This is a genomic window from Brevibacillus daliensis (assembly GCF_021245735.1).
In the GTDB taxonomy this organism is placed as follows: domain Bacteria; phylum Bacillota; class Bacilli; order Brevibacillales; family Brevibacillaceae; genus Brevibacillus_B; species Brevibacillus_B daliensis.
Genome location: NZ_JAJISB010000012.1, coordinates 95,352 through 119,698, shown reverse-complemented (window position 1 = coordinate 119,698; position 24,347 = coordinate 95,352). Strand labels below are relative to the sequence as shown.

Here is a 24,347-nt window from a genome sequence, read left to right as displayed (position 1 = left end):
AATTCTTTTATATTAATCGATAACACGAAATACCAAAAAACCTTGAGAGCATGTATCTCCCAAGGTTTCTCTACTATCCGTCAAGATGAATTAGCCTTTAAAACGGACTTTTTTTATATAATTGAATCCAAAGAATGCTAGTAGTCCAAAAATAATAAATCCGATGTAATAATGTAAAATTGTTTCCTCAGATACAACCACTGCAAACATTCCTCCTAGAAGAGCGAAGCAGATGGTTACCCCAAAATGAAAGATTGTTTCTAATTTAGCGAAAAGTAGCATCTTGCCATTGTTCTCCAGCTTGCTCCGATTATACAGGAACGTTCCTAAGCCTAAACACACCACGGAATATAAAATTACTGGTATCACAGAGAATTCTGGGTATATGTGACCGAGATACATTAAAAATGGAGTAGAATATAACATCATAAACATATTTCCGAAATCCATGTTTGGAAGAAAGTTCTCTGCCCCAAAGTTAACCTCAACGAAATAAAGCACTAATCCGGCAAATAAAACCGGAAACAGGTTAAAGATAATCGTGAGTAACAACTGCATGGAAGATCCGCCTGTCATAGTACCCACCAATAAGAGAGAGCTGTAAAAAGCAGTCAATATAGATAGGCAAACCACTGCTTCATAAATATGAATCGATGGTGAGAAAAACATACCAAACGGAGAAAAAAGTACGATTGCCATATCGATTATTGTTGCGATCACTAAACTTGCAGCTAGAGTTACGAATCCCACTGTAAATTTATTTAGGTATATTTCCCATCTTTTATAAGGTAGAGAAAAAGTAAAATCATTCATCAGATTTTTACGTTCAGCCCCAATTTGGTTAACCCCAAGCCAGCACAGAAAAACAACAAGCATAATAATCGTTCCGTACGTATTGTTAGTAGCTAAATAAAATGAATCTGCACCCTGTTCCTGAAACATTTTCAAGTTCATGAGCTTCGAGTTTTCTGAATCCATTACATAACTTAATCTGGTACTTGTCACTCCGAAAAACGCCAGGATAGGCATCAACCATAATAAGCCGTTCTGCTTCCATTCTTTTATCCATAATGCTTTATTAAACATGTTTGCCACCACCTAGTTTCATAATAAACAAGTCTTCCAGATCAACAGGCAGTTTTTCCAAAAGGAGTGGTTTCACTTCTTTAATCTCATTAAGTGTCTTGTCAGTCTCATCCTCAATCAGTAACGTGTACACACGCCCAACCTGACCTAAGAGATAGATACGAGGCAAATTCAATAACTCTTGTGGTGCTTCACCACTGAAGACAACCTGTACCTTGGCAAACCTTTCTTCTGTATCCATAATGGAGGTTTGTACTTCAACTCCCCCGTTTTTCATCATAATAATTTGGTCAGCGATGCGCTCTAATTCTTCCAGCTGGTGCGTGGAAATAATAAAGCTGACTTGTCGTTCTGCCGATTCTTCTACAATCATGCTGAGTACTTGCTTTTTCACAATAGGATCAATGCCATTGGTCGGTTCATCCAGCAATATGAGCGATACTCTGGTGGAGAAAGCCAGAATCAGTGACACGAGTGCTTTCATCCCTTTGGAGAACGTCCGAATCTTCTTCCTGCGCGGAAGTTCAAAACGTTCCATCAGTGTCTCATAATTATTGTGATCAAATTTTGGATAAATGGCCTGATACAGCCTAGCACACTCATCTGGTGTGTACATATGTATCGCTTCCGGAGAATCTGGTACATATAACATTTGTTGCTTCGTCTCTGGAAAATTGTGAACAGATTTTCCTTCAAATTCTATAGTACCGCCCTCAGGATCAAGAATCCCCATGATCGTGCGAAGTAAAGTCGTTTTCCCTGTACCATTGCGCCCTACAAGACCCACAATGACTCCTGCTGATACTTGGAAGCTAACCTTATCCAAGATCATGCGATTATCTATCATCTTGGTTATCTGTTTTACATTAAGCATCGGTTCCACCTCTTAGTTCCATCATGTACTCTTCCAACCACTTTTGAAGCTGTGCACTATCTATTCCAAGATAAGTAGCTTCAATGGCGACCTGCTTTAATGCTTCTCGAAATTTTTGCATGCGTTCCTTCTCCATTCTCGGTGATTGTTGTTTGGCAACGAAGGTTCCTTTTCCCCGTAATGTTTCAATAACGCCTTGACGTTCCAATTCCTGATATGCCTTACTGACTGTGTTGGGATTCACCACAATCAGTCCAGACATTTCCCTAACGGAAGGTAGCTTTTCACCCTCCAGTAAAACACCTCGCAGAATCAACTCTTTAATCTGTTGAATGATCTGCTCATAAATCGGTGAGGGACTTCTCTCGTTTATCACGATCATGTGCTTCAGCCACCTTTACCTGTGCTAATGTTTAATTGTTCTCAATATGAGTTATGCTTAGGTTTACTTAATCTCTTCAAGTATTGTTCCATCTGTGGTTTTAACAACAATTGGGTCAGTTATTCCATCTAGACCAACAAGGATATATGGATTTTTTTCCTCATTTAGTTTTTCTTCAGAGATTGTAAAACGTTTAAATCCTTTTATATCAGGCGAGTTCTGGATGGAATTAACATAGTATTGAACTTCCGAAACTTCTCCAGCCCGCTCTTTTTCCAAAACAATAGCTATCTTTGTTCCACACATAGAAAAAAATAGAGATTACAAACAGAAATACGAGAATAAGTACATACTTTAAAGAGCTTTTCGTCATCATATCTCTTCTTTCCAAAGCGTAATTATCTAAAATGTGTATTACGTGTATTACGTGTACCACTTGATGTAGTACACTATATACATTAAAGGGTGTTAAACAGAAAGTCAAGAGTAACCATTACTTTTTTATTTGACTACTATTCAAAATCATTAGATAGTAAAAGAAGGTTCCGACCTTTTTTCACAGGAGTTTCAAACGAAAGAATTAGGCTTTTTTAGAACAGTGGGAAAGGACGTTTCGCCATGAAAATACAAATCGTACTTTTTGATGGTTTCGGTGAGCTAGTCGCTTTTGCTCCCTACGAAGTATTGAAAAGAGCTGTAGAAATTGGAGCGGATTTTCAAATAAACTTGGTCGCAAGTCAACAAAAAAATGAAGTGACCACTTCCTATGGTGTTAAGGTAAACATTGATGACTACTTGCGAATAGATAATCGACCTGATTTATTAATCATTCCTGGTGGTGGCTGGAATCATAAGGCTGAGCTGGGGGCTAGAAAAGAAGCGGAGCGTGGAGAATTACCGCAGCTGATTCAAAATATGCACGCAAATGGCACCATTGTAGCAGGTGTTTGTACAGGAAGCATGTTGCTTGCCGCCTCCGGTATTATGAAAGGTAAAAAAGCCACAATGCACCACTTAGCCAAAGATGAAATGAAAACATATGAGGCAGAGGTCCTCGGTTATCGAATTGTAGATAGCGGGGATGTCATTACCGCTAGAGGAGTTACATCTGGTGTGGATCTCGGGCTATGGATTGTTGAACGTTTTGCTGGGTCAAACATAGCTGCTGCTGTGGAATATCGTATGGAGTATGAAAGACGAGGAGTCGTGTGGAGAGGTTAAATCAAGTTTGTGACTCTACCTTTTATTCCAAGTAGAGAAATTTCACTGGAATACGAGACTTCAAGGTATTATCACTCAAAAAGTAGATACTTATAGTAAGCAAAAAACTCCCTGAAAAGCGAATAGAAATCTCTTACTTCAAAATAATCTGCGTGAGCTGAATAAACATCTTCGAATCCCGACTTGTAAAAGGCTAACTTAGTCCTGCTAATATGATAAAACTGAGTTATCACCATGACAGATTTGGCTTCCATGCCATCCATAATTTTCTTAGTGTTCTGTGCAGTCATAATTGTATTTAATCCCATGCTATCCGTTATTATCTTGTCACTAGGTATACCTTTTTGAACTAAGTATTGTTTCATTGTTTGTGCTTCGTCATAACCTTCTTTACCAACTCCGCCACTAACAAGTACGTATGTAAAATAGCCTTCTTTATAAAGATCTACTGCTTTTTCTAATCGATACCTTAATCTATCTGATGGTCTTCCATCATTTTCAATCTTATTGCCTAAGATAACAGCAAGATCCACCTGCTGTTTTTCATCTATAAAACCATCAAGGGATGTGATTAGAACATGTAACACAAACCAAGTAACCATAACGTAGATTACTTTTATCGTTATTTTTTTCATAGAAATCACTCCTTTTTACCGCGGCTGATTAAAATATGCACGCAAATAGCACCATTGTAGCAGGAGTTTGTACAGGAAGCATGTTGCTTGCCGCATCTGATATGGATCTCGGGCTCCTATATGTGCTTTATTCGGATTCAATCCTTATACCAGCACATACCCCAACAACACTCCACCAAGTAAATTGGGCATTGCTACTACAGCTGAAGAGAGGACCCATGTGAATCTACTTTGTTTATCTGTCTCATCAAGCTGATTATTATTATGATAATACGTTGTTCCATCACCTGTATTCGTTACCATAGTTAATCCTATCAATGTTGAAATAAGCGTAAAAACAAACGTCGTAATCAAAGAGTATAACACATACATATTTATATCCTGTTTAAATAACCCGATTGCTCCAATAATCAAATTGATTATACAACCAACGTAGAAAGGTTTCTTCAATTGAGCTAATCTTCTTGCTATTCCTCTCATAAAATTGTTCATCTATTTTCCCCCTCGCCTTATTCTGGTTTCGGAGCATCCATTTATTTGTCAAAAACCCAGAAGCATTCACTTTCTCCCTCTTATATATAGATTAGTCCAAGTAATTGTTATTGTAAATATCTTACACTCATATCATTACGCTGCTTTCCTTATGGTTATTCAATCATTTTCCTCCTGCTAGTATGTATAGAGCGTTACTAACGAAAAAAAGAAAAGGTAACCCGTTATTAAACATGGCTACCTTTTCTTCCTAGTAGATGATAAGACTAGATTTCTCACAAATAAAAAGGTTAATTTTTCATTCACACTTGATATTCTTCAATCCGTTTATAATATCGACCCCAAGATAAAATACAGCAGGAAGACAAGCGCAATTACATACATCGTTACCGAAACCTCTTTACGACGTCCTGTAATTAATTTCACAAGTGGATAGGCGATAAATCCAAAAGCAATCCCGTTTGCCACACTAAAGGACAACGGCATGATCGCAAACATCAGATATGCAGGAAAAGCTTCTGTAAAATCCTGAAGAGGTATTTCTTTGATCGACTGGATCATCAAACATCCAACAATAATTAAGACAGGTGCAATAGCACTGCTTGGAATGATTTTTAACAAGGGGATTACGAAAAGTGCTGGAATAAACAAGATCCCTGCTGTAAAAGAAGTTAACCCTGTTCTTCCTCCCGCCGCGACACCAGTTGCTGTCTCTGCTGCTGTCGTCGTAGGACTACAGCCAAAAATCCCTGCGGAAATGACGGAGAATGCATTCGCCTGAAACGACTTTTTGAACTTCGATTTGTCTGGAAGCATACCCAATTGGGCACCCATGTTTTGAAAAATAATGACGATAGATAGAGAGAATACTGCCGTCCAGAAATTAAGAGTATTGATAGCGCTAAAATCAAAAGCTAGGAATAGCTCTGAATAACCACCGAAAGATAAGCTAAAATCCTTCAAACTGGAGAAATCTACAATACCAAGCACTGCACCAATTAAGGTACCAGCGATAATACCAATCAGAAAATTCCCTTTTACATTACGTAAGAACAGTACCAATACCAAGAGTAACGTGAGTAAAGTCGTCAGGGCATATGGATCAGTGATACTTGCTAGCTGTACAAAAGTAGACTCATTCGCTACAATCACTCCACCATTCTTCAACCCTAGAAAAGCGATGAAAAATCCAATACCTGCTGTCATTGCATGAATCATTGAAGTTGGAATTGCCTTCGTTAAAAATTCTGCTCCCTTTGTTACTGTGGTGAGCATAAATACTACCCCTGCGATAAAAACAGCCGCAAGAGCTTGTTGCCATGAAAGCCCAAGGGAAAGAACCAGTGTATAGACGAAAAAAGCATTATCTCCCATTCCCGGTATAATAATGATTGGGGAATTGGCCCAAAAAGCCATGAGCATACAACCGAGGAAGGAACAGATCACCGTTGCGATGATTGCCGCCTCAAACGGCATTCCGACAGTATGTAAAATTGCTCCGTTAACGACAATAATATAGGCTACAGTAATAAATGCGGTTACACCAGCCAAAAGTTCAGTGCGGACATTCGTTTTTTGATCACTCATGTAAAACAATTTTTGAAATAGAGTATTCAAGGGAAACACCTCATCGCTGAATGTAAAAAAGGGAATGATTTCGTAGTATTGGTAAGTAAAAGGCTGGAGGTCTTGATGACTTCCAGCCTTATTGATTGTAACGAATGACAATCATCTACTCAAATATATTTTTTATCTTTTCCCTAAATCGTAAGGTTCACCCATACTTTTGGTACTCGTGCCTTACCAACAGCACTGATCAGCACGAATAAGGTTAGAACATACAACATCATGAATCAGAGAGAAAAATACGATTGTGATGGTTGTGACTTATGGATTGATTTTTTGTAAAACGCCCAGAAAACTCTCGCCAATGGCTGGTTTTTCTACCCCGAAGTTATCTGCAATCGTTGCAGCAATATCAGCAAATGTAGCTCTTGTGCCAATTGGTTGTGTATTCGCAGCTAGTACAGGGTTATAGACTAAAACAGGTACATATTCGCGGGTATGATCTGTACCTGAATGGGTAGGATCATTACCGTGATCTGCTGTGATGATGAGCAAGTCTTCATCACCAGTACGTTTAAGAAGTTCTGGGATATATTGATCAAACTCTTCTAGACATGCTGCATATCCTTCTGGGTCGCGGCGATGGCCGTATAAAGAGTCAAAATCCACTAGATTGGTAAAGAGTAAGCCTTGGAAATCTTTTTGCATCAATGAAATGGTTTTTTCGATGCCATCCAGATTGCTCTTGGTTGGATGTGATTCCGTAATCCCTTGACCTGTGAAAATGTCATTGATTTTACCTACCGAGATTACATCGTAGTTTGCTTTCTTCAAGCTGGTAAGTGCTGTTTCTCCAATTGGTTCCAACGCGTAGTCATGACGGTTCGGAGTGCGTCTAAAATCTCCAGGCTCACCGACATAAGGTCTAGCGATAATGCGTCCTACTACATAAGGATCATTCAGCGTTAACTCGCGAGCAATTTCACAAGCACGGTACAATTCTTCCAGTGGAATAATCTCTTCATGTGCCGCTAATTGGAACACACTATCTGCGGAAGTGTAGACGATCCAGGCACCTGTGCGCATTTGTTCCTCGCCGAACTCGTCCAGGATTCCAGTTCCTGAGGCTGTTTTGTTCCCAAGAACTTTGCGTCCGGTTGCTTGCTCGAATTTTTCAATCAGCTCTTGCGGGAAACCGTTCGGATATACCTGGAACGGAACATCAACTTTAAGTCCCATCATTTCCCAATGTCCTGTCATCGTATCTTTACCAACAGATACCTCAGCCATCTTTCCTACACTGGCTATTGGCTTGTCTACAGCAGGAATAGCAGATAATGGCGCAATATTTCCTAATCCCAGTTCAGTAAGATGTGGGAGCTCGATGCCTGGAACCTCATCACAGATATGCCCTAAGGTATGACATCCTTTATCACCAAAAGCAGGCGCATCTGGCAATTCACCTATCCCAACACTGTCGAGTACAACAAGACTGATCCGTTTGAAATTCATTTCAATGCCTCCTAATTAATAATTAAATTTATTTTTTTAATTGTTACATTTGTGATACAATACGAATTTATTAGGAATCCATCCTTAGAAAGGACTTGTCCCATGATTAATGATCTAGCGCGAGTACCCGTCTTTTCTGATATTCCCGAAGATGATTTGAAGAAAATAGCTCCCCTTTTTAAAGAACGTGTCTTTAAAAAGAACCATATCCTCATGTTTGAAAATGATCCTTGTGAGGAAATTTATATCCTTCGCTCAGGAATGGTGAAAATTTATCGCATCCATGATGGTAAGGAAGTAACTCTCGGATTAGCCTTAGCTGGCGATATTATTGGTGAAATTGAGATGCTCTCAGATGGCGAACATCGAGTTGCCACCATTGAAGTTCTTGAACCAATCAAGGCATGGTTATTAACCAAAAAAGATTTTCTTTTTATCGTGAATGAATACCCATCCGTTATTCGAAAAGCTTACAAAACCTTAGCAAATCGATCTCGGTTACTTAATAGAATGATTCGGTATATGACATTTTGCGACGTACGTACCAAGACGGCCAATTTAATAATGGATTTGTACTGTAATTTCGGTGACGAAAACGCTACTATCATTAACTTTAAAATCAATCAATCCTTGTTTGCCTCTATGGTTGGTGTGACTAGAGAGTCGATTTCTAAAACAATGAGCGACTTCCAATCGGAAGGATTAATTGACGTAAAGCAAAAACAAATCTATCTGTTAGATATAGAGCGCCTGGAAACTCTTTGTGATGATACGGAAGAAATTCCAGAGCTACGCAGATGGTATGATATGTAGCAGCTCTCCTATCACACACTAAATATAACAATTGAAAGCGTTTTCTTTCAGTTACCCCCTTCACTGTAATTTTGTTAACTGTTTCACAAAAATATAGTTGTTCTTTTAACAGAAGTGAAATTAACGTCTATGATATGCTCTTTGTGTAAACGTTTTCAAAAAGCGAATGGAGGATATACACATGAGTATTCATATCGAAGCTAAAGTAGGCGAAATTGCAGAGTCAATCTTACTACCGGGGGATCCTTTGCGTGCAAAATATATTGCGGAGACATTCCTAGAGGATGCCGTATGTTACAATAATGTTCGCGGTATGTCAGGATACACAGGAACTTATAAAGGTAAACGCGTCTCTGTTCAAGGTACCGGTATGGGAATGCCATCTGCATCCATTTATATTCACGAATTAATTAATGATTATGGCGTTAAAAACCTGATCAGAATCGGTACATGTGGAGCCATTCAGCAGGATGTCAAAATTCGTGACGTGATTGTTGCTCAGGCAGCAGCTACAAACTCTTCTATGATTCGTAACGATTTCTATGGATATGATTTTCCGCAAATTGGGAATTTTGAACTGATGAAGGATGCTTATGAAATCGGTGTGGAGAAAGGACTTAATCTACGTGTAGGTAATGTTTTGTCTTCTGACATCTTCTATTCTGACAAGCATCACAAGGATATGTTTATCCGCATGGGCGAACATGGCTTGTTCGCAGTAGAGATGGAAACAGCTGGTTTATATTACTTGGCAGCTAAATTCGGTGTCCGTGCTCTATCTCTGTTAACTGTTAGTGACCATATCCTGACTGGTGAACAGACTACTGCACAGGAAAGACAGACTACCTTTAATGACATGATTATTATGGCACTTGAAACGGTAACGAAATAATTTCGGCAACATTCGAGATCTGATAGGCCATCTAACCATAATCAGCTCTAGATAAGTTTGCTCATGAGAAATAAGAAGAGCATCTTGCTTCACCACTTCTTTTGAAGGTGGGGCAGGATGCTTACTTTTTTGTATCGTTATTCGTTTAGTAAGTGGTATACACTCTCAAACTCTCCATTCTCCAGAAAGTAATATCCAGTACTCTGTCATCAAGAGTTGGCGTGTATGACATCATTTCTCAAACGACCACACATTCACATCATACGGGTCTAATACAACTTCAATTTCCTTCCCGTCAAATACAACCATATACCCTGTTGGAAGCGCAAGGGCCTGTAGTAATGACGGTCGCAATGCTAATAATTGATAAACATAATACGATTCTAATTCTATTTCACCATCTGGCTTTTCAACTGGACCAACATACCATCCCGAGTCTCCATCGCCGCTCTTCTGTGAGCGCTCCAGATAAACATGCTCCATGTCAAAAACCCCTTTAGCAACAACAATCTTATCATGGAATAACGTCGCTTCCCCTTCAACCTGCATCTTATTTAGATTGTAGGTTTGTCCCACCAGTACATTAAGAGAGATCGTAATATCCTCAGTCTTATCGATAAAAGGATTGTTCGTAAAATCAGGGGCTACGATTACCCAGTCACTTTCTCGTTCACATACAGTCAGGATTATCCACCCAAATTGGATGTTCGCTCCATCTTTAATTGGTCCCTCTTCTTTATCGATCTCTTCAACTAAATCTAGCAAAGATTCAGCTTGCTTGGATAAATATTCCTTACATGATACTTTGAAAAGCCTATTTCTGATCTGTTTAGATTGTTGAATCATTGAATTGGTCCTTTCTGGTATATGATGTTCTGGTCAGGTTTTATATATGGAATATCTTTATTACATTCAAAAAATAACATTTATAGGGTTTGTGTGTAAATAGAGGATTAAGGGTGGTAGTAATCAGTGCCGAACAAAATAATGCTGGATGAAACAGTCAGACGAATCCAACCATCTTATCCAGCATGTATAACATATCCTGTTTATTTTGATTCAGAAACAACCGTGAACCGTTCATTTTTGTGTTGCGGATTCTCGATCTCATCTAAAACCGCTATTGCATAATCTGCATAGCTAACGTAGCTTTGCCCACTAGAGTTCACAAGCAGATGATCCTTTCCTTTTTGATAGGAACCTGTTCTTTGTCCTTGTGGATCAAAAAAAGCAGAAGGACTGATAAATGTCCAAGTAATCGAATCGTTTTTTTGTAAAATGTCCAGGTTTTTCCCTTGGTTTTCTGCTGTCGGATAAAATTCTTTAGGGAACTCTGGAGTTTCAAATACCCGTATTGTTTTTTCTTCGTCTACAAATAAACTTCCTGCACCGCCCACGACGATTAATCGTGTATCAGGAGCATCTTTAAGTGCGTCAATCAACGCATTCCCCGCATCCACATGCAGGTGTTCTTCTCCAAAAGGTGCACCAAATGCATTTACTACTTCATCGAATGATTGTAGATCCTCGGAAGTCAATTCAAATACATCCTTTTCGATTACAGCTACATTTTGGTCCGATAGCTTAGAAGCATTTCTTACAATAGCTGTAACCTCATGTCCTCTGTCGATTGCTTCTTTCATAATAAAACTTCCTGCTTTACCACTTGCACCAATAATACCAATTTTCATGATTGGTTCCTCCTCGTTTTTATTATTTTCACAGTTGTAATGTTGTAACTTACATCATTACAACATAATCAAAAAAAACTAGTTTGCTCTCACGTTAATCTGTTGATTAAGTTCAGTGACCAAATCCTTCAACGTTATATTCTTTAATATTTGCTCCATTGCGTCTTGGGCACGACTTAGGATCAATTGGAGGACGATTTGGATATTAGCTCCAACAGGGCACTCGGGATTTGGCTCTTCGTGAAAATGGAAGAGTTGCCCCTCTTCTACCACTTCTACAGCTCGATAGATATCCAATAAATTGATATCCGCAGGTTCCTTAAGGAGATACGCTCCTCCTGTTCCAGAACGTACTTTCACCAATCCCGCTCTTTTGAGTTGTCCTAATACCCTCCGGATCGTTACTGGATTGATATTCACACTTCCAGCAATCCACTCCGATGTGCAATGACTATCCTTTTCGATAGATAAGAGTGACAAAATATGAACGCCAATGGTGAATCGACTACTAATTTTCATTGGTCCCACCTCGTTGTAAACATTATAGTTACAACAGAGGGGAAAAGTCAACCTAAGGAATAGAATTTCCTTTCACTCGGAAATCATTCCTCCTCATGATTCAAGTAGGAATAAGCTTTTGTTGCAAAGTCCTTTGTACGATAGTTTCATCTGCAACTCTTTTACATGCAGCTGGAGCCTGCTCTCGTGCAAAAAAAAGCAACCTCACAATATCTTGATCAGACATCATGAGGTTGCTCTTTTTATCACTCAAATTCTGAAAATGTAAAACAAACCAACAAATTGAGTTATAATAGGAACACCATCATCGAAGGAGGCATTCCACTGTGGATCGTCGTTATAAATTGGTTACGTTAGTTATCGCTACTCTTGTTGCTTTCTCACTCATGGGCATCGGTGTATCAATTGGCGAAGGTAGTACCCTTGGCGTTATTGGTTGTATTGCTGCTGCGTTTCTCTTAATGGGCTTTGGCTTTTCATATAAAAAGAGACAAACCCGTCAAAAACAGTAGTTACTGACGGCGGACAACCATGCTATTTACATAAAAGAGAATAGAGGTAAATCCGCTTGCTTTCTTCAACAGACGCTTGGCTATCATATAGATTTGCGGCTGCTGTTTATTCACCTTCTCATCTACAAGATAGAAGGCTATGAGCCCGTCCACGATTAGACGGTGAAATTGGGGGTGTGGTAATTGAGCAATGCTCTCTTTCGCACGTTCGATAATAAATTGCAGCCGCTCATATGCTTCTTCATCCGAATGATAATAGCTGACAAAATTAAGATCTCCGCCTTCTTTATCCTCTTCCAGATCAATCAAATAATCTAACAGGATATGAACGCCACCAATCCACGGAAAGTAGGCGTTCAGTAAGGCATCCACCTCTGACTTTTCTATTTCCGTTTGGGTTGCTAGACAAAATAAAGCGAATATCCCCACTGTTGATCCTGTCGCAGCACCGAATTCCTGCCATCTAATCTCCGGATATTTATCCTGATAGGAATCCCACCATGCAAATAAAGCTGCTTCTCTTTTATCTTTTGCGATGTGCTTATGCACTTGTAAATCACTATAGAGAACGGACAACGTAAGAATCTCTTCTTGTACTTGACCATATGAGGCCAGTTTACCTGCCATCTCCTGACAGCGCAAAACAAGTCCTGCAAGAAACCCTCCATCTTCCTTTTCATCCCGGTACATATAGTAATCTCGTAATGGCGCTCCCGGTGTTAGCGCATCCTGCATGGAATAATGTAGCTGCCTGAAATCGACTGGATCAAGCGATGTACTCCGATCGCATAAATTATCCAGATAATCACTGATGGTCTGATAGGCCACAATGAGTGGTACTACAATTTCTTTATGGTCAAGAACTTGAGTTGCATATACGGAACCACCTTGGCAATGAAACTTTTTGGAATTCATGCTAGCTGTGGCTTGTTTACGCAATTCTTCATCTGGTATTTGTTCAGCACGTTTATACCAATAAGCGAACTCTTGCTCTAGCAAGGGCAAAATGTATCGGTACACACGATAAAGCAATTGCCAGGAATGTCTAATGGGTTTTGCTTGCAAGCGAAAGCTCCTCCTTTGGTTTGATTATCCGTATCTTATCATACTCTGCTACTAAAATCTTTTTTACCACTCGGCATTTTTCTCTCTTTATACCAACTTCCTGTAGATTTCTGTAGAATCGCCTAACACATGTGTACAATTTATGAATATGAAGTTGGTAATATCTCAACATCAAACATATATCAATTAAGGGGGCATTTATCTTGAAGAAATCAGGTATTTTTCTTTCCCTAACGTTAGCAGTCAGCTTGGCTCTCACAGCTTGTGGCGGTGGATCAGGCGGCGGTAGTGGTTCTGGTTCTGTAACTCCAAGCAGCATCAATATTGCAACCGGTGGTACATCTGGTACTTATTATGTACTCGGCGGCGGTATGGCTGAGCATATCAAAACAGGTACTAGTATTACAACCAACGTTCAATCTACTGGTGCATCTGTAGAAAACATTCGTCTTGTTCGTGATAATGATGCACAACTGGCCTTTGTTCAAGGGGATATTGCCCAATATGCAAATGAAGGCTCCAACATGTTTAAAGAAGATGGAAAGGTTGAAAGCTTTAATGTGTTAGGTGCTCTTTATAATGAAACCATTCAAATCGTAGTTTCCAAAGACAGCAATATTTCATCCGTAGCAGATTTAAAAGGAAAACGTGTCAGTGTAGGTGCTCCAGGTAGTGGTACTGAAGCAAATGCACAACAAATCCTGGAAGCTCATGGCCTTAAATTTGATGACTTGCAACTACAACGTCTATCTTTCGGCGATTCCTCCAAAGCGATTCAAGACGGACAATTGGATGCAGCATTCCAAACAGCTGGAACACCAACAGCTGCTATTACAGAGTTAGCGGCAACTCGTGGCGTAAAAATTATTTCGATTGAAGATAGTGTTATCGATCAAATCATCGCAAAGTATCCTTACTATGTAAAAGAAACAGTTCCTGCCAGCACATACCAAACTCTAACAGAAGATGTGAACACAGTAGCAGTTAAAGCTGTACTAATTGTTCGTAGCGATCTTGCTGAAGATGTTGTGTACAAAATGACTAAATCGATTTTTGAAAGCGCTGACAAACTAGGTCACGCAAAAGCAAAATCCATCAAAGTAGAAGAGGCAAAAGCTGGAATTAGCCTACCAATCCACGCTGGTGCGAAAAAATACTATGATGAAAAAGGCGTGAAGTAATACTTACTTATGGAAACGCTTGTACATGTGAATGGAGAAACGGGGCGGAAACAGTTCCGCCTCTTCCTTCTTATGCTTATGTTGATAGTCACAGTCCTGTTCTTTCCTTATCAGGACATGCTGGTTGTTCGCGATGATCGTACGCAGAAATTGGTTTGGCAGGACACACTCAAAGGGAACAAGCGCTTTTCCATTCGTTGGATTCACTCTATACATGGTACACCTATTGAGGAATACTACGCAGCCAAAGGAGATCAGCTACTTCTGGAACAAGTCTCTTTTAAAGATTACGGAATAGGAGTAGATAGTGGTTTACAGGCAAATGAAAAGCTGGTTATGAAAAACGGAACCTTCTTTATTGAAAATATGAACCGAAAGTATCCCGCTATCCACCTGTTTATTGGACAAGTTCGGGCTAATCATACGTTGCTTTATGAAGGACGTTCTATTCCGTTTGGCAGTATCGCCAAACCTGGAACGCCTGTCAGCATCCAGGTAGAAAGAAGATCACTCATTCAGATGATGGGAGGATAGCAAATATGAGCGTTAATTCGGAGCTGAATCAACAAGAGGTACAAGAATTGATTGAAAAATATGACAAAGAATCTGCTGTCCGCAACTATCAGGGACCTCTAAAGTGGATCACTTTTATTGGTCTGATTGTATTCTCTCTGTATCAGTTGTCCACCAGTTTATTTCTTATCCTTCCCGTACAAATACATCGTTCCATTCACCTTGCCTTTGGACTAGGGCTCATTTATCTTCTGTTTCCAGCAACCACCAAAGGTAATAAGCAGAAATTAGGTATCGTCAATCTCATACTCTGCTTTCTCTCACTCTTTGTCACCCTTTATTGGGTAGTCAATTACGAATCACTGGTTACCCGTGCAGGGAATTACACGTCTCTGGACATGTTTGTTGGGGGATTGGCAATTGTTCTTGTTTTAGAAGCTGCCCGACGTGTTGTAGGTTGGCCAATTACTACGATTGCAGCGATTTTTCTTCTTTACACATATTTCGGAGCTTATATGCCTGGATTCCTTGAGCATTCCGGATTTAGTATGAAACGAATGATCAGCCATGCCTATTTCACCTTGGAAGGAGTATATGGGACACCACTTGGCGTCTCAGCTACCTTTATCTTCCTATTTGTTCTCTTCGGAGCATTCCTGGAGAAAACAGGCGTAGGCGATTATTTTAACGATCTCTCACTCGTTATTGCCGGTCGCCGTATCGGTGGACCAGCCAAGGTAGCTATCTTCTCTAGTGCCTTGCAAGGTACGATTAGCGGTAGTTCTGTAGCAAACGTTGTTACATCCGGAGCATTTACCATTCCCATGATGAAACGCTTGGGATATCGCTCGGAATTCGCAGCTGCTGTGGAAGCCTCCTCCTCTACAGGTGGTCAGATCATGCCTCCTATCATGGGTGCTGCTGCCTTCCTCATGGCGGAATTCATCGGTATACCTTATTGGGATATTGCAAAAGCAGCCGCACTTCCAGCTATCCTGTTCTTCGTTGGTATCTGGATCATGACCCATTTTGAGGCAAAGAAATTAGGATTACGTGGATTAACTCGTGAAGAGATTCCAGACAAAAAAGATGTATTAAAACGATCCTATCTGCTTCTTCCAATTGTAATCATCATCCTTGCGCTCATGTCTGACAGATTCAGCCCTGAGCAATCAGCTATTATCGGGATCATCTCTACCGTTCTAGTAGGTGCAATTCGCAAGGAAACTCGCATGAGCTTTGCCGATATTTGCGAAGCCCTTGCTTCTGGTGCCAAAATGGCGCTTGGCGTTGTAGCGGCAACTGCTGCGGCAGGACTCATTGTTGGTACGGTAACCTTAACAGGTATTGGTCTCAAGTTAGCAAACGGATTGTTAAGCCTATCTGGCGGCAACATGTTCCTGACTCTGTTCTTTACCATGATCGCATCCCTGATTCTTGGAATGGGTACGCCAACCACAGCCAATTACATTATTACATCAACGATTGCCGCACCTGCTATCGTCCAGCTTGATGTACCTGTTCTTGCTGCTCATATGTTTACCTTCTACTTTGGGATTGTAGCAGATATAACACCGCCAGTGGCACTAGCCGCCTTTGCCGCCGCGGGGATAGCGAGGTCGAAGCCGATGAAGACCGGGGTTGAATCTACCCGATTAGCCATTGCCGCCTTCTTGGCTCCGTATATTTTCGTTATGTCACCACAGCTCTTATTAATTGATACGACCTTTATGGAAGCGCTTTGGGTTATGTGTACCTCTATAATCGGAATGATTGGTGTAGGTGCTGGATTAATTGGATTCTGGATGTCCAGACTTACTATTGTCTTGCGTATTCTGGCTATCGTTGGTGGTATATGCGCAATAATTCCTGGACTAACAACTGATATTATAGGTTTTGTGCTGTTGGCTGGAGTTTTTGCTTACTCCACCTATGTTGGCAAGAAAGAGAAAAAACTACCTGTCCAAGGGTAATACTAGCACTTTGTATTAACAAAACGGTCATGACCGTTTTGTTGGACCGCAAGCGGTTACATCCAATTTTATGAAAAACGTCGAGACGTTTATCACAAAAAAACAGCCTATGAGCACGGGCACTACTCTTAGAGTAATTCCCGTTCACAGGCTGTTTTTCAATACATATTTGTCTAACAGATACCTACTCTTCGCTGTCTTCCACGTTATTCTCACCTTGATAACGCTGGTAGGCATCCTTTTTCAGATGGGTCCACCCTTCTTCCTGTTCTACTAACCCTTCTTTCAACAGCTTGCCCAATGCCCGTTTAAAGGCTGCTTTACTCATCTGGAACTGCTCCTTGATTTCTTCAGGATCAGATTTGTCCGTAAATGGCATGGCACCTCGTTCTTTTAGGTAACCAAGCAATACTTGAGCGTCCACACCATACTGTACTTCTTTGCGTTCACGCATCGAGCCATTTAGTCTGCCATCTTCCCGTACAAAACTGATGCGTGCGCGCACTCGTTGTCCCATTCGCAGACCTGTCGTGATTTCATCACGATGGATAAACAGCATCTGTTTTTCATCAGTAAACACAAATGCACCTTCTGGGAAGAGCTTATATACGGTTCCTTCTACCCATTGGTTTTTCATCTCGTCATAGGCGTTACGGGACATATCCCAGATATCCTCTTCTGTCGCAGGTTGAGCAACCAGGCGTCCTACTTTATCGTGTTTTAACGTAACGAGGAGTTTGTCTCCCTTTTGTGGCCATTCTGAGTGCTCTTTTGGTAAATCGTCCTGAAACAGAAGTAAATCTTTATTGATTCCATTATGCAAAAATACACCGACACGTGGCGAAATATCTACCACTTCTAACCAACCGAACTCTCCTTCACGAACAATCGGCATTTCCATTGTAGCTGCAAGCCGATTTTCATGATCGTGATACATAAACACTTTAACTTCGTCGCCTGCATGGACTTCACCAACTGCTTCATTTTTATGAAGCAAGAATTCCTGTTCCCCATCACTTAGAAAATACCCGAACTCCTCTGCACGAGCAACCGGTAGCGTGGCAATCATGCCTGCTTTTAGCCAGGAGGATTGTGCTGGCATTGGCTTGGTTTCCTTATGAGCTTGATTTCGTCCAAATGGTGTTCGCCCATTATATCCACCTCGTGAGGAATAGCGGTTCCCCCCTTGTCCGTACCCTTTACCTGCCCCATTTTTTCTATCGTTATTATATCGATTGTTCATGTCGTCACTTCCTACTCTCAAATACATTCCTCATTATTGGTCAGGTTTTCCTTCCCACCGTTCATTATACACAAAAGAAACCAGCTTCTGCTGATTACTCGTACAAAAGAAGAAGAATTCGAGCAAATTCGTCTTACCTGTAGCATACACTTGTCTACATAGACTTTTGTGTTGATAAGGAGCGAATAAGTATGCTAGCTTATCTGGAATCAATCATTTTAGGAATTGTGCAAGGTTTTACCGAATTCTTGCCTATATCAAGCACAGGTCATCTCGTTCTGTTCGGAAAAATATTTGGTCTTCGGGAGGCAGGTCTTTTTTTTGATACCCTTCTCCATTTGGGAACGCTGATAGCTGTTCTGATCGTATTTCGTCAGGAAATTTTGCATGTACTAAAGCAACCATTCGGAAAACTTGCTAGACTCCTAGTTGTTGGAACCATCCCTACTGGTGTGATTGGTCTCACCTTTAAAGACTACTTTGAGCAGATTTCCCAGACAGGTCAGACGATCGGCTTCGAATTTATTGCTACAGGCATCATTCTCTTTGCTGTTGATTCTCTTCGAAAAGGAACTCGCAATTTTACCGACATTACATACACAGATGCGCTCCTGATGGGTACCTTACAAGGTGCAGCTATCTTACCTGCTATATCCCGTTCTGGTTTGACCATTGCAGGAGCCTTGTTACGAGGAATTGCTAGAGAGGATGCGGCTCGTTTTTCATTCCTGTTATCCCTGCCTGCTATTCTTGGGGCATGTGTTCTACAGGCAAAGGAATTATTTGATAGCCCTCTACTCTTAACGGAAATAACTCCTATGCTGGTAGGGACACTTTTTGCTGCCATTACCGGATATATCGCCATTCGTTGGATGATGAAGATTATTAGCCAAGGATCATTAAAAATCTTCGCTTATTATGTAGGGGCGTTAGGTGCCATCATACTCGTTTTACAAGCATTTGGTTATTGGTAACAGATTTTAAAGGTTTTCTTGATCCTACTTCAGTGGAAAAAACCAGATTCTCTTTTCACCCTTCGCTAAAAGTCTTCGCCCCGTAAGGGGTTAGACTGTCCGCTCCGCACTATTTATCGGGGAAGCTCAAAACGATGTCTTCACTGTAAGACTTGCTGGGTTTCGCTTCTTTTTCCCGATAATTATTGCTCCGCTGGGTTGGGCTTCGCCAAGTCGCTCTGTGTGAAAAGAGAATCTTGTTTTTCATGCTTTTGGTTTTAATGCTAGTCTTATTAATCCACTTAAGCCCTTTGCAGAAGAAGCACATTTTTTGTCCAGAACTATTTAAGGTCCTACCTAGCTACACAGCAAAGAGTGCGGGTAAAAAAGTGCAATCCATGAGACACTGCGTAGCATCTACACCTTTTGCACTTTCCGCACTCTTTGCTGTGTAGCGGACAGTTTTCGCTCCCTCGCGGGACCTTAACGAGTTTGCAGACAAAAAATGTGCTTTTTCTGCGAACCCACTTCAGTAGTCATTATTAGAAAAGCTTTCATAACTTTTTTTTACTGATACTTAATCGTCTCAAACCCTGCCTCATCCAGAATCATCGCTAGTTCCTCCAGTGGTGTTCTGGCAACCTCAGCAAAAACCTTACGTGTGTGCAAATGGTGAGCCCAAGGAATTTCCTCTTTTAATTGCTGTCGGAGCTTTTTACCATCATAATCTTCATCTGTGAAAATATAAACCTCTTCTGCTTCCTCAATAATGCTTTGCAACTTTTCCCCTTTTTCAAAGCTGAACGAACCATGCGTGCAGTAAATCTGAGTTGGTTCAGCCAGCACTTTTTCCAGACGAGCTTTATCCGTTTTTCCTTCCACAATAATCAGCGATCCTGTCATATAACTCCCCCCTATCGAGGTGTTAGATATAATATGCTTCAAATGGAAAAGAATCCGCCTAACGGATGAATAGACAAGTGTAATCTTTATTCGTAAAATAAAGAGATCCTAAAAATTTCATAATATTAGGAAAAACACCATTCATAGTCATTTATGAATACGATGCTTCTACATTGGCAGGGTTAATTTCTCTCCCCTAGCTACAATTTTCTTTCATTGCTCAGTATCATATCTCACTTGGAAAAGTAAGGAGGGTCTTTTCATGAAAAATCCCATGTGGGTTCAATCTTATCTTCATAAGCTGCAATTACCTCAGGAACAACCATCTATATCCTATCTGGAAAGAATTTGTCAGGCTCACCTTTTTACGATTCCCTTTGAAAATATCAGTAAACTGATTTACTGGCGAGAACGGGAACGTAATCGATTTAACGTACCGCCACTTGATATTTTTGTTCATCATCTCTATACCATGCAGCTTGGTGGAACCTGTTATATTTTAAATCCTAATCTACAACAATTATTACTGGAGCTTGGATTCTCTGCTACATTAATACCTGTAGGAGATAGTCATATTGCCATATTAGTTGACCATCCAGAAGAACCTGGAGTTCCTTTATATGTAGATATGGGATCTGCAGCCCCGTTCTTTAAGCCCGTTGATTTCACACGCCAGCATGATAATTGCTCTTCGTTTGCTGGAATCGATGTCCGTCTTGTACCTGATGAGACAGAGACAGGCATATACCGCTTTAAACGTTATAGATTGGGAGAATTGGTCAGCGATAAATGGAGCTTTAATCCCGCTAAAACTAAGAATCTCCCCTATTTCAATGATACCATTGCCAAGTCATATCAGCTAGAAACCAATTTCATGTCTTCTCTGATCTGCCAGCTTTTCCAAAGAGACAAACAACGTCACCTCTTTCTGAAAAACAATCTACTTACCATTACATACGAAGATAAAACAAGTGAAGAAATCAACTTGCATCGTATCTGCGAGATAGAAGCTGTCCTTGCTGAAGAATTTTTATTGCCTAAAATCCCCGTACGAGAGGCGACCCGGATTCTTCAAGAATTGGGTGTCGATATTTTTGCACAAAAAAGCCAGTGACCCGTGTCGCTGGAAGCATTACACATTTCACTGGCATTCCTTATAAAGGGTTACCTTACTCGCTATATTACATAACAGTCACTGAGATCGTTTGCTTCTTTCCTCCAAAACTGACTGTAATGGTTGCTTTCCCTTTTTTATGAGCAATAATTTGACCATCTTTTACACTGGCAACTGCCTTGTTATTGCTTGTCCAAGTTGCTCTCTCGACAATATTCTTCACAACTCCATTTTTGTAGATTACGCGCGTCGGGAGATCAATTCGGTCATCTGGGAAAAGAGTAAGCTGCTGACTAGCAACTACAATTTTAGAAATCTCGTCCACTTTCACAGCAATGGTAACTTTCTTGTCTCCAAAGGTACCTGTAAACGTTGTAGAGCCTGATCCGTTTGCTGTAATGGTTCCATTCGACATTACAGCAGCAGTGCCTTTACTTTGCCACTTCACCTTATCTGTCACATCTACTTTACTGCCATCTGTATACACCGCTGTAACCTTTGGTTTAGCGGTGTCGCCAGAAAGCAAGGCTATCGAGCGGGCACTTATTTCTAATGTTTTCAGTTTTTTCTCGACCGTTACCGTTGTAGAGATGCTTTTTTCCATATAACTAGCCGTAACAACCGCTGTTCCAGGGGCCACTGCCTTTAGCATACCATTTTTAACCGTTACCACAGAAGAGTTGGAGCTAGTCCAGGCTGCTTTTGTAGTAACACTACTTGTCGATCCGTTAGAATAGACTGCTTTTAAGGTTACACTTTTGCTTTCCCCAGCTTGCAAAGCCAAAGTTGAAGCTGAAATATTCAAAGAAGACAGAACTTTATCATCAGGTTTAGTCTGGCTCTTTACAGGTGCAGCCTGTATTTCCACAGGTACGGTAACACCTAATCCCAGACAAACCGTTACAATAACCGCTAACCACTTGCTCTTTTGTAAAAGTCTCATTTTTCTCCTCCATCTTCAATCTGTATTTTATCTTCCCATTATATTATCGGTAAATGATACCATGATTGTTAGGTGAAGGGAATTATTCACTTATACTTACTCTTGTCCTACAATGAATGCTTTACGCACTCTTCCCCAAAAAGTAAGTTTTTTATATCGGGCAAACTTGATTTTATTAGCGCCAACTCTGCATGTGATGGAATCGACGTTCTCCCATACAGCATGCTCCCGGTCGAGGCCCAGCATGATTTGTGGATTGCTGATTTTCAAATCAACATGATGATGCTTTGGTAGCACCAAGGCACTGTTGATGGTTCTGTATGACATATTGTTAATGGATGCTATCTCTGCCACTTGAATTGCTTCAATGGAAGGATGTAACAACGCTCCATCAACTGCTTTATTGTAAGCTGTGCTTCCTGACGGAGATGAGATAATTAAGCCGTCTCCACGAAAATTTTCAAATTCGGCATCATTAATACAAACAGAAACGACCAATGAAGATAGCGTAGCATTACGAATGACCACTTCATTTAGTGTCCATTTTTCGATAGACTGACCGTCTTTCGTACGAATGTGGCAAGAAACAATTGGATACTCTGCCAAAACTGGTTCATTATTAACCAAGGCTTCTACCAGATCATCCAGCTCATCTGGATGCCAATCCGCATAAAATCCAAGATGTCCTGTATGTATCCCTACATAAAAAGGTTCAAATCCGTATTGATGAACTGCCTCCAGCATCGTGCCATCTCCACCAATTGAAAACACCATATCGGGCTTTTCATCCCCGCCTGGTTCAATGAATATATGGGGACATTCTGTTTTTTGCGCGAGTAGCTTGCGTAATTCCTGGTCCACGTTCCTCGTATGATGATCGTCACGTAAAACCGTTGCTATTTTCATGGTATTAAACCCTCTCTTTTCTGCGTCAACATAGTTCTCCTCACGTTTATCATACTATTGTGTCTGTCTATCAGCAAATGTAAAAGCCGATTATAACAGATCGAATAAAAATAGTATGTGTGATTATTTTCCATTATTTTCATTAGTTTACCTATAAAGGAATTCATAAGTTCTTGTCGAAATAGTGTAGACAAACTTATACAACTAGATAGACAGAAGGGACTTACATCAGGTGAAACGAATCTTACTTACATGCATGCTGGTTACTGTAGCAGTCTTCGGCTGGAATCTCACTCAGGTTCCTGCTGCTACTACCGTCAAACCGCCAGTTGAACAAAAAAAGAAACCCATTATTTTGGGTTACTATGCCGAAAATTACGCTGGAGATAAAAATTCTTACAACTCTCTCAAACAAAATTTGAGCAAGGTTACAGATGTCTCCTTCTCCCAATTTAACGTATCTAAAAATGGAGATGTTACCGGGACGATTCCAGCAGATGGACTGCAACTTGTGCACCAAGCAAAAAAAGGCAGCTACATTTTAGTCACGAATCATGGAGAAAAGTTGTTTGATAAAGAAATCGTTCATGCAATCGTTACGGATTCTGCTAAAAAGAAAAAAGTAATTACAGAACTCGTCTCTATTGCAAATAAGAATCAGCTTACAGGAATTAATCTAGATTTTGAAAGCGTTCCTGCCAACGATCGAGATGCTTACTCCCGCTTTGTTGGAGAATTAACTGATGAGCTTCATAAACATAAGAAAAAACTGATTGTCTGTACACAAGCAAAAGAAAATGACGATCCTGCTATTTTTTGGACGTATGGATATGACTTGAACGCAATCGGGAAAAAAGCAGACTATGTTCAAGTGATGACATATGATCAGCATGGTCCTTGGTCCGAAACAGGCCCAGTCGCATCCATTCAATGGGTGAAGGATGTTGTTGCATATAGCAAATCGCAAGTTCCCGCAAATAAACTCTTGATGGGTATTCCTAGTTACGGTTATGAATGGAGCAGTGCCGGGAACCGAGCTGTAACCTTTAAACAAATGCCTTCCCTGTTGAAAAATGCCCCCGTCAAAGCGGTATGGAATTCACCTGCACAATCTCCTACTATTTCATACAAAAAAGATGGTGTCTCCCGTACAATCTGGTATGAAAACGAACATAGTATACGTGCCAAGCGTCAGGTAGCTGAGACGAATAAATTGGCAGGCTTTGCCGTTTGGAGACTTGGATTTGAGAATGCCGATTTTTGGAAAGGCCTAGCTCCGTAGGAATTACCCTAATAGATCCTGCAAAAAAACGAGATCCCTTTGGTCGTAGAAACCATCGGATCTCGTTTTTAGTTAT

The 24,347-nt window shown here is 40.5% G+C and carries 26 protein-coding genes; 10 read left to right on the top strand and 16 right to left on the bottom strand.

The window, feature by feature from the left end; all coding sequences use genetic code 11:
- Positions 1 to 90: 90 nt before the first annotated feature.
- The 4 genes from LM917_RS11965 to LM917_RS11950 all read right to left on the bottom strand — a co-directional run bounded on the left by LM917_RS11965 (position 91) and on the right by LM917_RS11950 (position 2,621).
- Positions 91 to 1,086, bottom strand: coding sequence for an ABC transporter permease (locus tag LM917_RS11965; protein ID WP_232697744.1), 996 nt, complete (start codon positions 1,084 to 1,086; stop codon positions 91 to 93).
- A complete protein-coding gene (locus LM917_RS11960; RefSeq protein ID WP_232697743.1) occupies positions 1,079 to 1,960 on the bottom strand; it encodes an ABC transporter ATP-binding protein in 882 nt (293 codons plus the stop codon). Before LM917_RS11960 ends, LM917_RS11965 begins: the two co-directional genes overlap by 8 nt.
- Positions 1,953 to 2,342, bottom strand: coding sequence for a GntR family transcriptional regulator (locus tag LM917_RS11955; protein WP_232697742.1), 390 nt, complete (start codon positions 2,340 to 2,342; stop codon positions 1,953 to 1,955). The genes LM917_RS11960 and LM917_RS11955 overlap by 8 nt, the downstream gene beginning before the upstream one ends.
- Before the next feature lie 63 nt (positions 2,343 to 2,405).
- Positions 2,406 to 2,621 (bottom strand): hypothetical protein, encoded by a 216-nt coding sequence (locus tag LM917_RS11950; RefSeq protein ID WP_232697741.1) that lies wholly within the window; start codon positions 2,619 to 2,621, stop codon positions 2,406 to 2,408.
- Between the two features lie 339 nt (positions 2,622 to 2,960).
- On the opposite strand from LM917_RS11950, the gene LM917_RS11945 reads away from it, so the two are divergent.
- Positions 2,961 to 3,563 carry a DJ-1/PfpI family protein gene (locus tag LM917_RS11945; protein WP_232697740.1) on the top strand — a complete coding sequence of 201 codons (603 nt, stop codon included), beginning with the start codon at positions 2,961 to 2,963 and terminating at the stop codon, positions 3,561 to 3,563.
- A gap of 71 nt (positions 3,564 to 3,634) precedes the next feature.
- Here the strand turns inward: LM917_RS11945 and LM917_RS11940 are convergent, their stop codons facing one another.
- The 4 genes from LM917_RS11940 to deoB all read right to left on the bottom strand — a co-directional run bounded on the left by LM917_RS11940 (position 3,635) and on the right by deoB (position 7,768).
- Positions 3,635 to 4,198, bottom strand: a complete 564-nt coding sequence (locus LM917_RS11940; RefSeq protein WP_232697739.1) for a YdcF family protein — start codon at positions 4,196 to 4,198, stop codon at positions 3,635 to 3,637.
- Between the two features lie 144 nt (positions 4,199 to 4,342).
- Complete coding sequence (locus tag LM917_RS11935; RefSeq protein WP_232697738.1) at positions 4,343 to 4,690, bottom strand: hypothetical protein; 348 nt, start codon at positions 4,688 to 4,690, stop codon at positions 4,343 to 4,345.
- A 327-nt stretch (positions 4,691 to 5,017) separates the two neighbouring features.
- A complete protein-coding gene (locus tag LM917_RS11930; protein WP_232697825.1) occupies positions 5,018 to 6,277 on the bottom strand; it encodes an NCS2 family permease in 1,260 nt (419 codons plus the stop codon).
- Between the two features lie 300 nt (positions 6,278 to 6,577).
- Positions 6,578 to 7,768: a phosphopentomutase gene (deoB, locus tag LM917_RS11925; RefSeq protein WP_232697737.1), complete on the bottom strand. Its 1,191-nt coding sequence runs from the start codon at positions 7,766 to 7,768 to the stop codon at positions 6,578 to 6,580.
- A 102-nt stretch (positions 7,769 to 7,870) separates the two neighbouring features.
- Between deoB and LM917_RS11920 the strand changes: the two genes are divergently transcribed.
- Positions 7,871 to 8,581 carry a Crp/Fnr family transcriptional regulator gene (locus tag LM917_RS11920; RefSeq protein ID WP_232697736.1) on the top strand — a complete coding sequence of 237 codons (711 nt, stop codon included), beginning with the start codon at positions 7,871 to 7,873 and terminating at the stop codon, positions 8,579 to 8,581.
- Positions 8,582 to 8,762: 181 nt separating this feature from the next.
- Complete coding sequence (gene deoD, locus LM917_RS11915) at positions 8,763 to 9,473, top strand: purine-nucleoside phosphorylase (protein ID WP_232697735.1); 711 nt, start codon at positions 8,763 to 8,765, stop codon at positions 9,471 to 9,473.
- Positions 9,474 to 9,704: 231 nt separating this feature from the next.
- Here deoD and LM917_RS11910 read toward each other — a convergent pair whose 3' ends face one another.
- The 3 genes from LM917_RS11910 to LM917_RS11900 all read right to left on the bottom strand — a co-directional run bounded on the left by LM917_RS11910 (position 9,705) and on the right by LM917_RS11900 (position 11,683).
- Positions 9,705 to 10,319, bottom strand: coding sequence for an immunity protein Imm33 domain-containing protein (locus LM917_RS11910; protein ID WP_232697734.1), 615 nt, complete (start codon positions 10,317 to 10,319; stop codon positions 9,705 to 9,707).
- A gap of 203 nt (positions 10,320 to 10,522) precedes the next feature.
- Positions 10,523 to 11,164 carry an NAD(P)-dependent oxidoreductase gene (locus LM917_RS11905; protein WP_232697733.1) on the bottom strand — a complete coding sequence of 214 codons (642 nt, stop codon included), beginning with the start codon at positions 11,162 to 11,164 and terminating at the stop codon, positions 10,523 to 10,525.
- A 78-nt stretch (positions 11,165 to 11,242) separates the two neighbouring features.
- A complete protein-coding gene (locus LM917_RS11900) occupies positions 11,243 to 11,683 on the bottom strand; it encodes an Rrf2 family transcriptional regulator (RefSeq protein WP_232697732.1) in 441 nt (146 codons plus the stop codon).
- Positions 11,684 to 12,009: 326 nt separating this feature from the next.
- Here LM917_RS11900 and LM917_RS11895 point away from each other — a divergent pair, with 326 nt between their 5' ends.
- Positions 12,010 to 12,195 carry a DUF5325 family protein gene (locus LM917_RS11895; protein ID WP_373688784.1) on the top strand — a complete coding sequence of 62 codons (186 nt, stop codon included), beginning with the start codon at positions 12,010 to 12,012 and terminating at the stop codon, positions 12,193 to 12,195.
- On the opposite strand, the gene LM917_RS11890 is transcribed toward LM917_RS11895, so the two are convergent.
- Positions 12,196 to 13,260, bottom strand: coding sequence for a tetraprenyl-beta-curcumene synthase family protein (locus tag LM917_RS11890; protein WP_232697731.1), 1,065 nt, complete (start codon positions 13,258 to 13,260; stop codon positions 12,196 to 12,198).
- 203 nt (positions 13,261 to 13,463) lie between these two features.
- Here LM917_RS11890 and LM917_RS11885 point away from each other — a divergent pair, with 203 nt between their 5' ends.
- From LM917_RS11885 to LM917_RS11875, 3 genes are read left to right on the top strand one after another with little or no spacing between them, the layout of a single operon-like run.
- Positions 13,464 to 14,441 (top strand): TAXI family TRAP transporter solute-binding subunit, encoded by a 978-nt coding sequence (locus tag LM917_RS11885; RefSeq protein WP_232697730.1) that lies wholly within the window; start codon positions 13,464 to 13,466, stop codon positions 14,439 to 14,441.
- Between the two features lie 9 nt (positions 14,442 to 14,450).
- Positions 14,451 to 14,975, top strand: a complete 525-nt coding sequence (locus tag LM917_RS11880) for a DUF1850 domain-containing protein (RefSeq protein WP_232697729.1) — start codon at positions 14,451 to 14,453, stop codon at positions 14,973 to 14,975.
- A 5-nt stretch (positions 14,976 to 14,980) separates the two neighbouring features.
- Positions 14,981 to 16,927 (top strand): TRAP transporter permease, encoded by a 1,947-nt coding sequence (locus LM917_RS11875; protein ID WP_232697728.1) that lies wholly within the window; start codon positions 14,981 to 14,983, stop codon positions 16,925 to 16,927.
- A gap of 184 nt (positions 16,928 to 17,111) precedes the next feature.
- Here the strand turns inward: LM917_RS11875 and LM917_RS11870 are convergent, their stop codons facing one another.
- Positions 17,112 to 18,170 (bottom strand): CvfB family protein, encoded by a 1,059-nt coding sequence (locus LM917_RS11870; RefSeq protein ID WP_232697727.1) that lies wholly within the window; start codon positions 18,168 to 18,170, stop codon positions 17,112 to 17,114.
- 191 nt (positions 18,171 to 18,361) lie between these two features.
- On the opposite strand from LM917_RS11870, the gene LM917_RS11865 reads away from it, so the two are divergent.
- Complete coding sequence (locus tag LM917_RS11865) at positions 18,362 to 19,144, top strand: undecaprenyl-diphosphate phosphatase (protein ID WP_232697726.1); 783 nt, start codon at positions 18,362 to 18,364, stop codon at positions 19,142 to 19,144.
- Positions 19,145 to 19,690: 546 nt separating this feature from the next.
- Here LM917_RS11865 and LM917_RS11860 read toward each other — a convergent pair.
- Positions 19,691 to 20,026 carry a toprim domain-containing protein gene (locus tag LM917_RS11860; protein WP_232697725.1) on the bottom strand — a complete coding sequence of 112 codons (336 nt, stop codon included), beginning with the start codon at positions 20,024 to 20,026 and terminating at the stop codon, positions 19,691 to 19,693.
- 262 nt (positions 20,027 to 20,288) lie between these two features.
- Between LM917_RS11860 and LM917_RS11855 the strand changes: the two genes are divergently transcribed.
- Positions 20,289 to 21,140, top strand: coding sequence for an arylamine N-acetyltransferase (locus tag LM917_RS11855; RefSeq protein ID WP_232697724.1), 852 nt, complete (start codon positions 20,289 to 20,291; stop codon positions 21,138 to 21,140).
- Positions 21,141 to 21,207: 67 nt separating this feature from the next.
- Here LM917_RS11855 and LM917_RS11850 read toward each other — a convergent pair whose 3' ends face one another.
- A complete protein-coding gene (locus LM917_RS11850) occupies positions 21,208 to 22,083 on the bottom strand; it encodes a hypothetical protein (protein WP_232697723.1) in 876 nt (291 codons plus the stop codon).
- Between the two features lie 96 nt (positions 22,084 to 22,179).
- The gene (locus LM917_RS11845) at positions 22,180 to 22,989 is read right to left on the bottom strand and encodes an NAD kinase (protein WP_232697722.1); all 810 of its coding nucleotides are present in this window, start codon (positions 22,987 to 22,989) and stop codon (positions 22,180 to 22,182) included.
- Between the two features lie 232 nt (positions 22,990 to 23,221).
- Between LM917_RS11845 and LM917_RS11840 the strand changes: the two genes are divergently transcribed.
- The gene (locus tag LM917_RS11840; RefSeq protein WP_232697721.1) at positions 23,222 to 24,271 is read left to right on the top strand and encodes a glycosyl hydrolase family 18 protein; all 1,050 of its coding nucleotides are present in this window, start codon (positions 23,222 to 23,224) and stop codon (positions 24,269 to 24,271) included.
- The last annotated feature ends 76 nt before the right edge of the window (positions 24,272 to 24,347 follow it).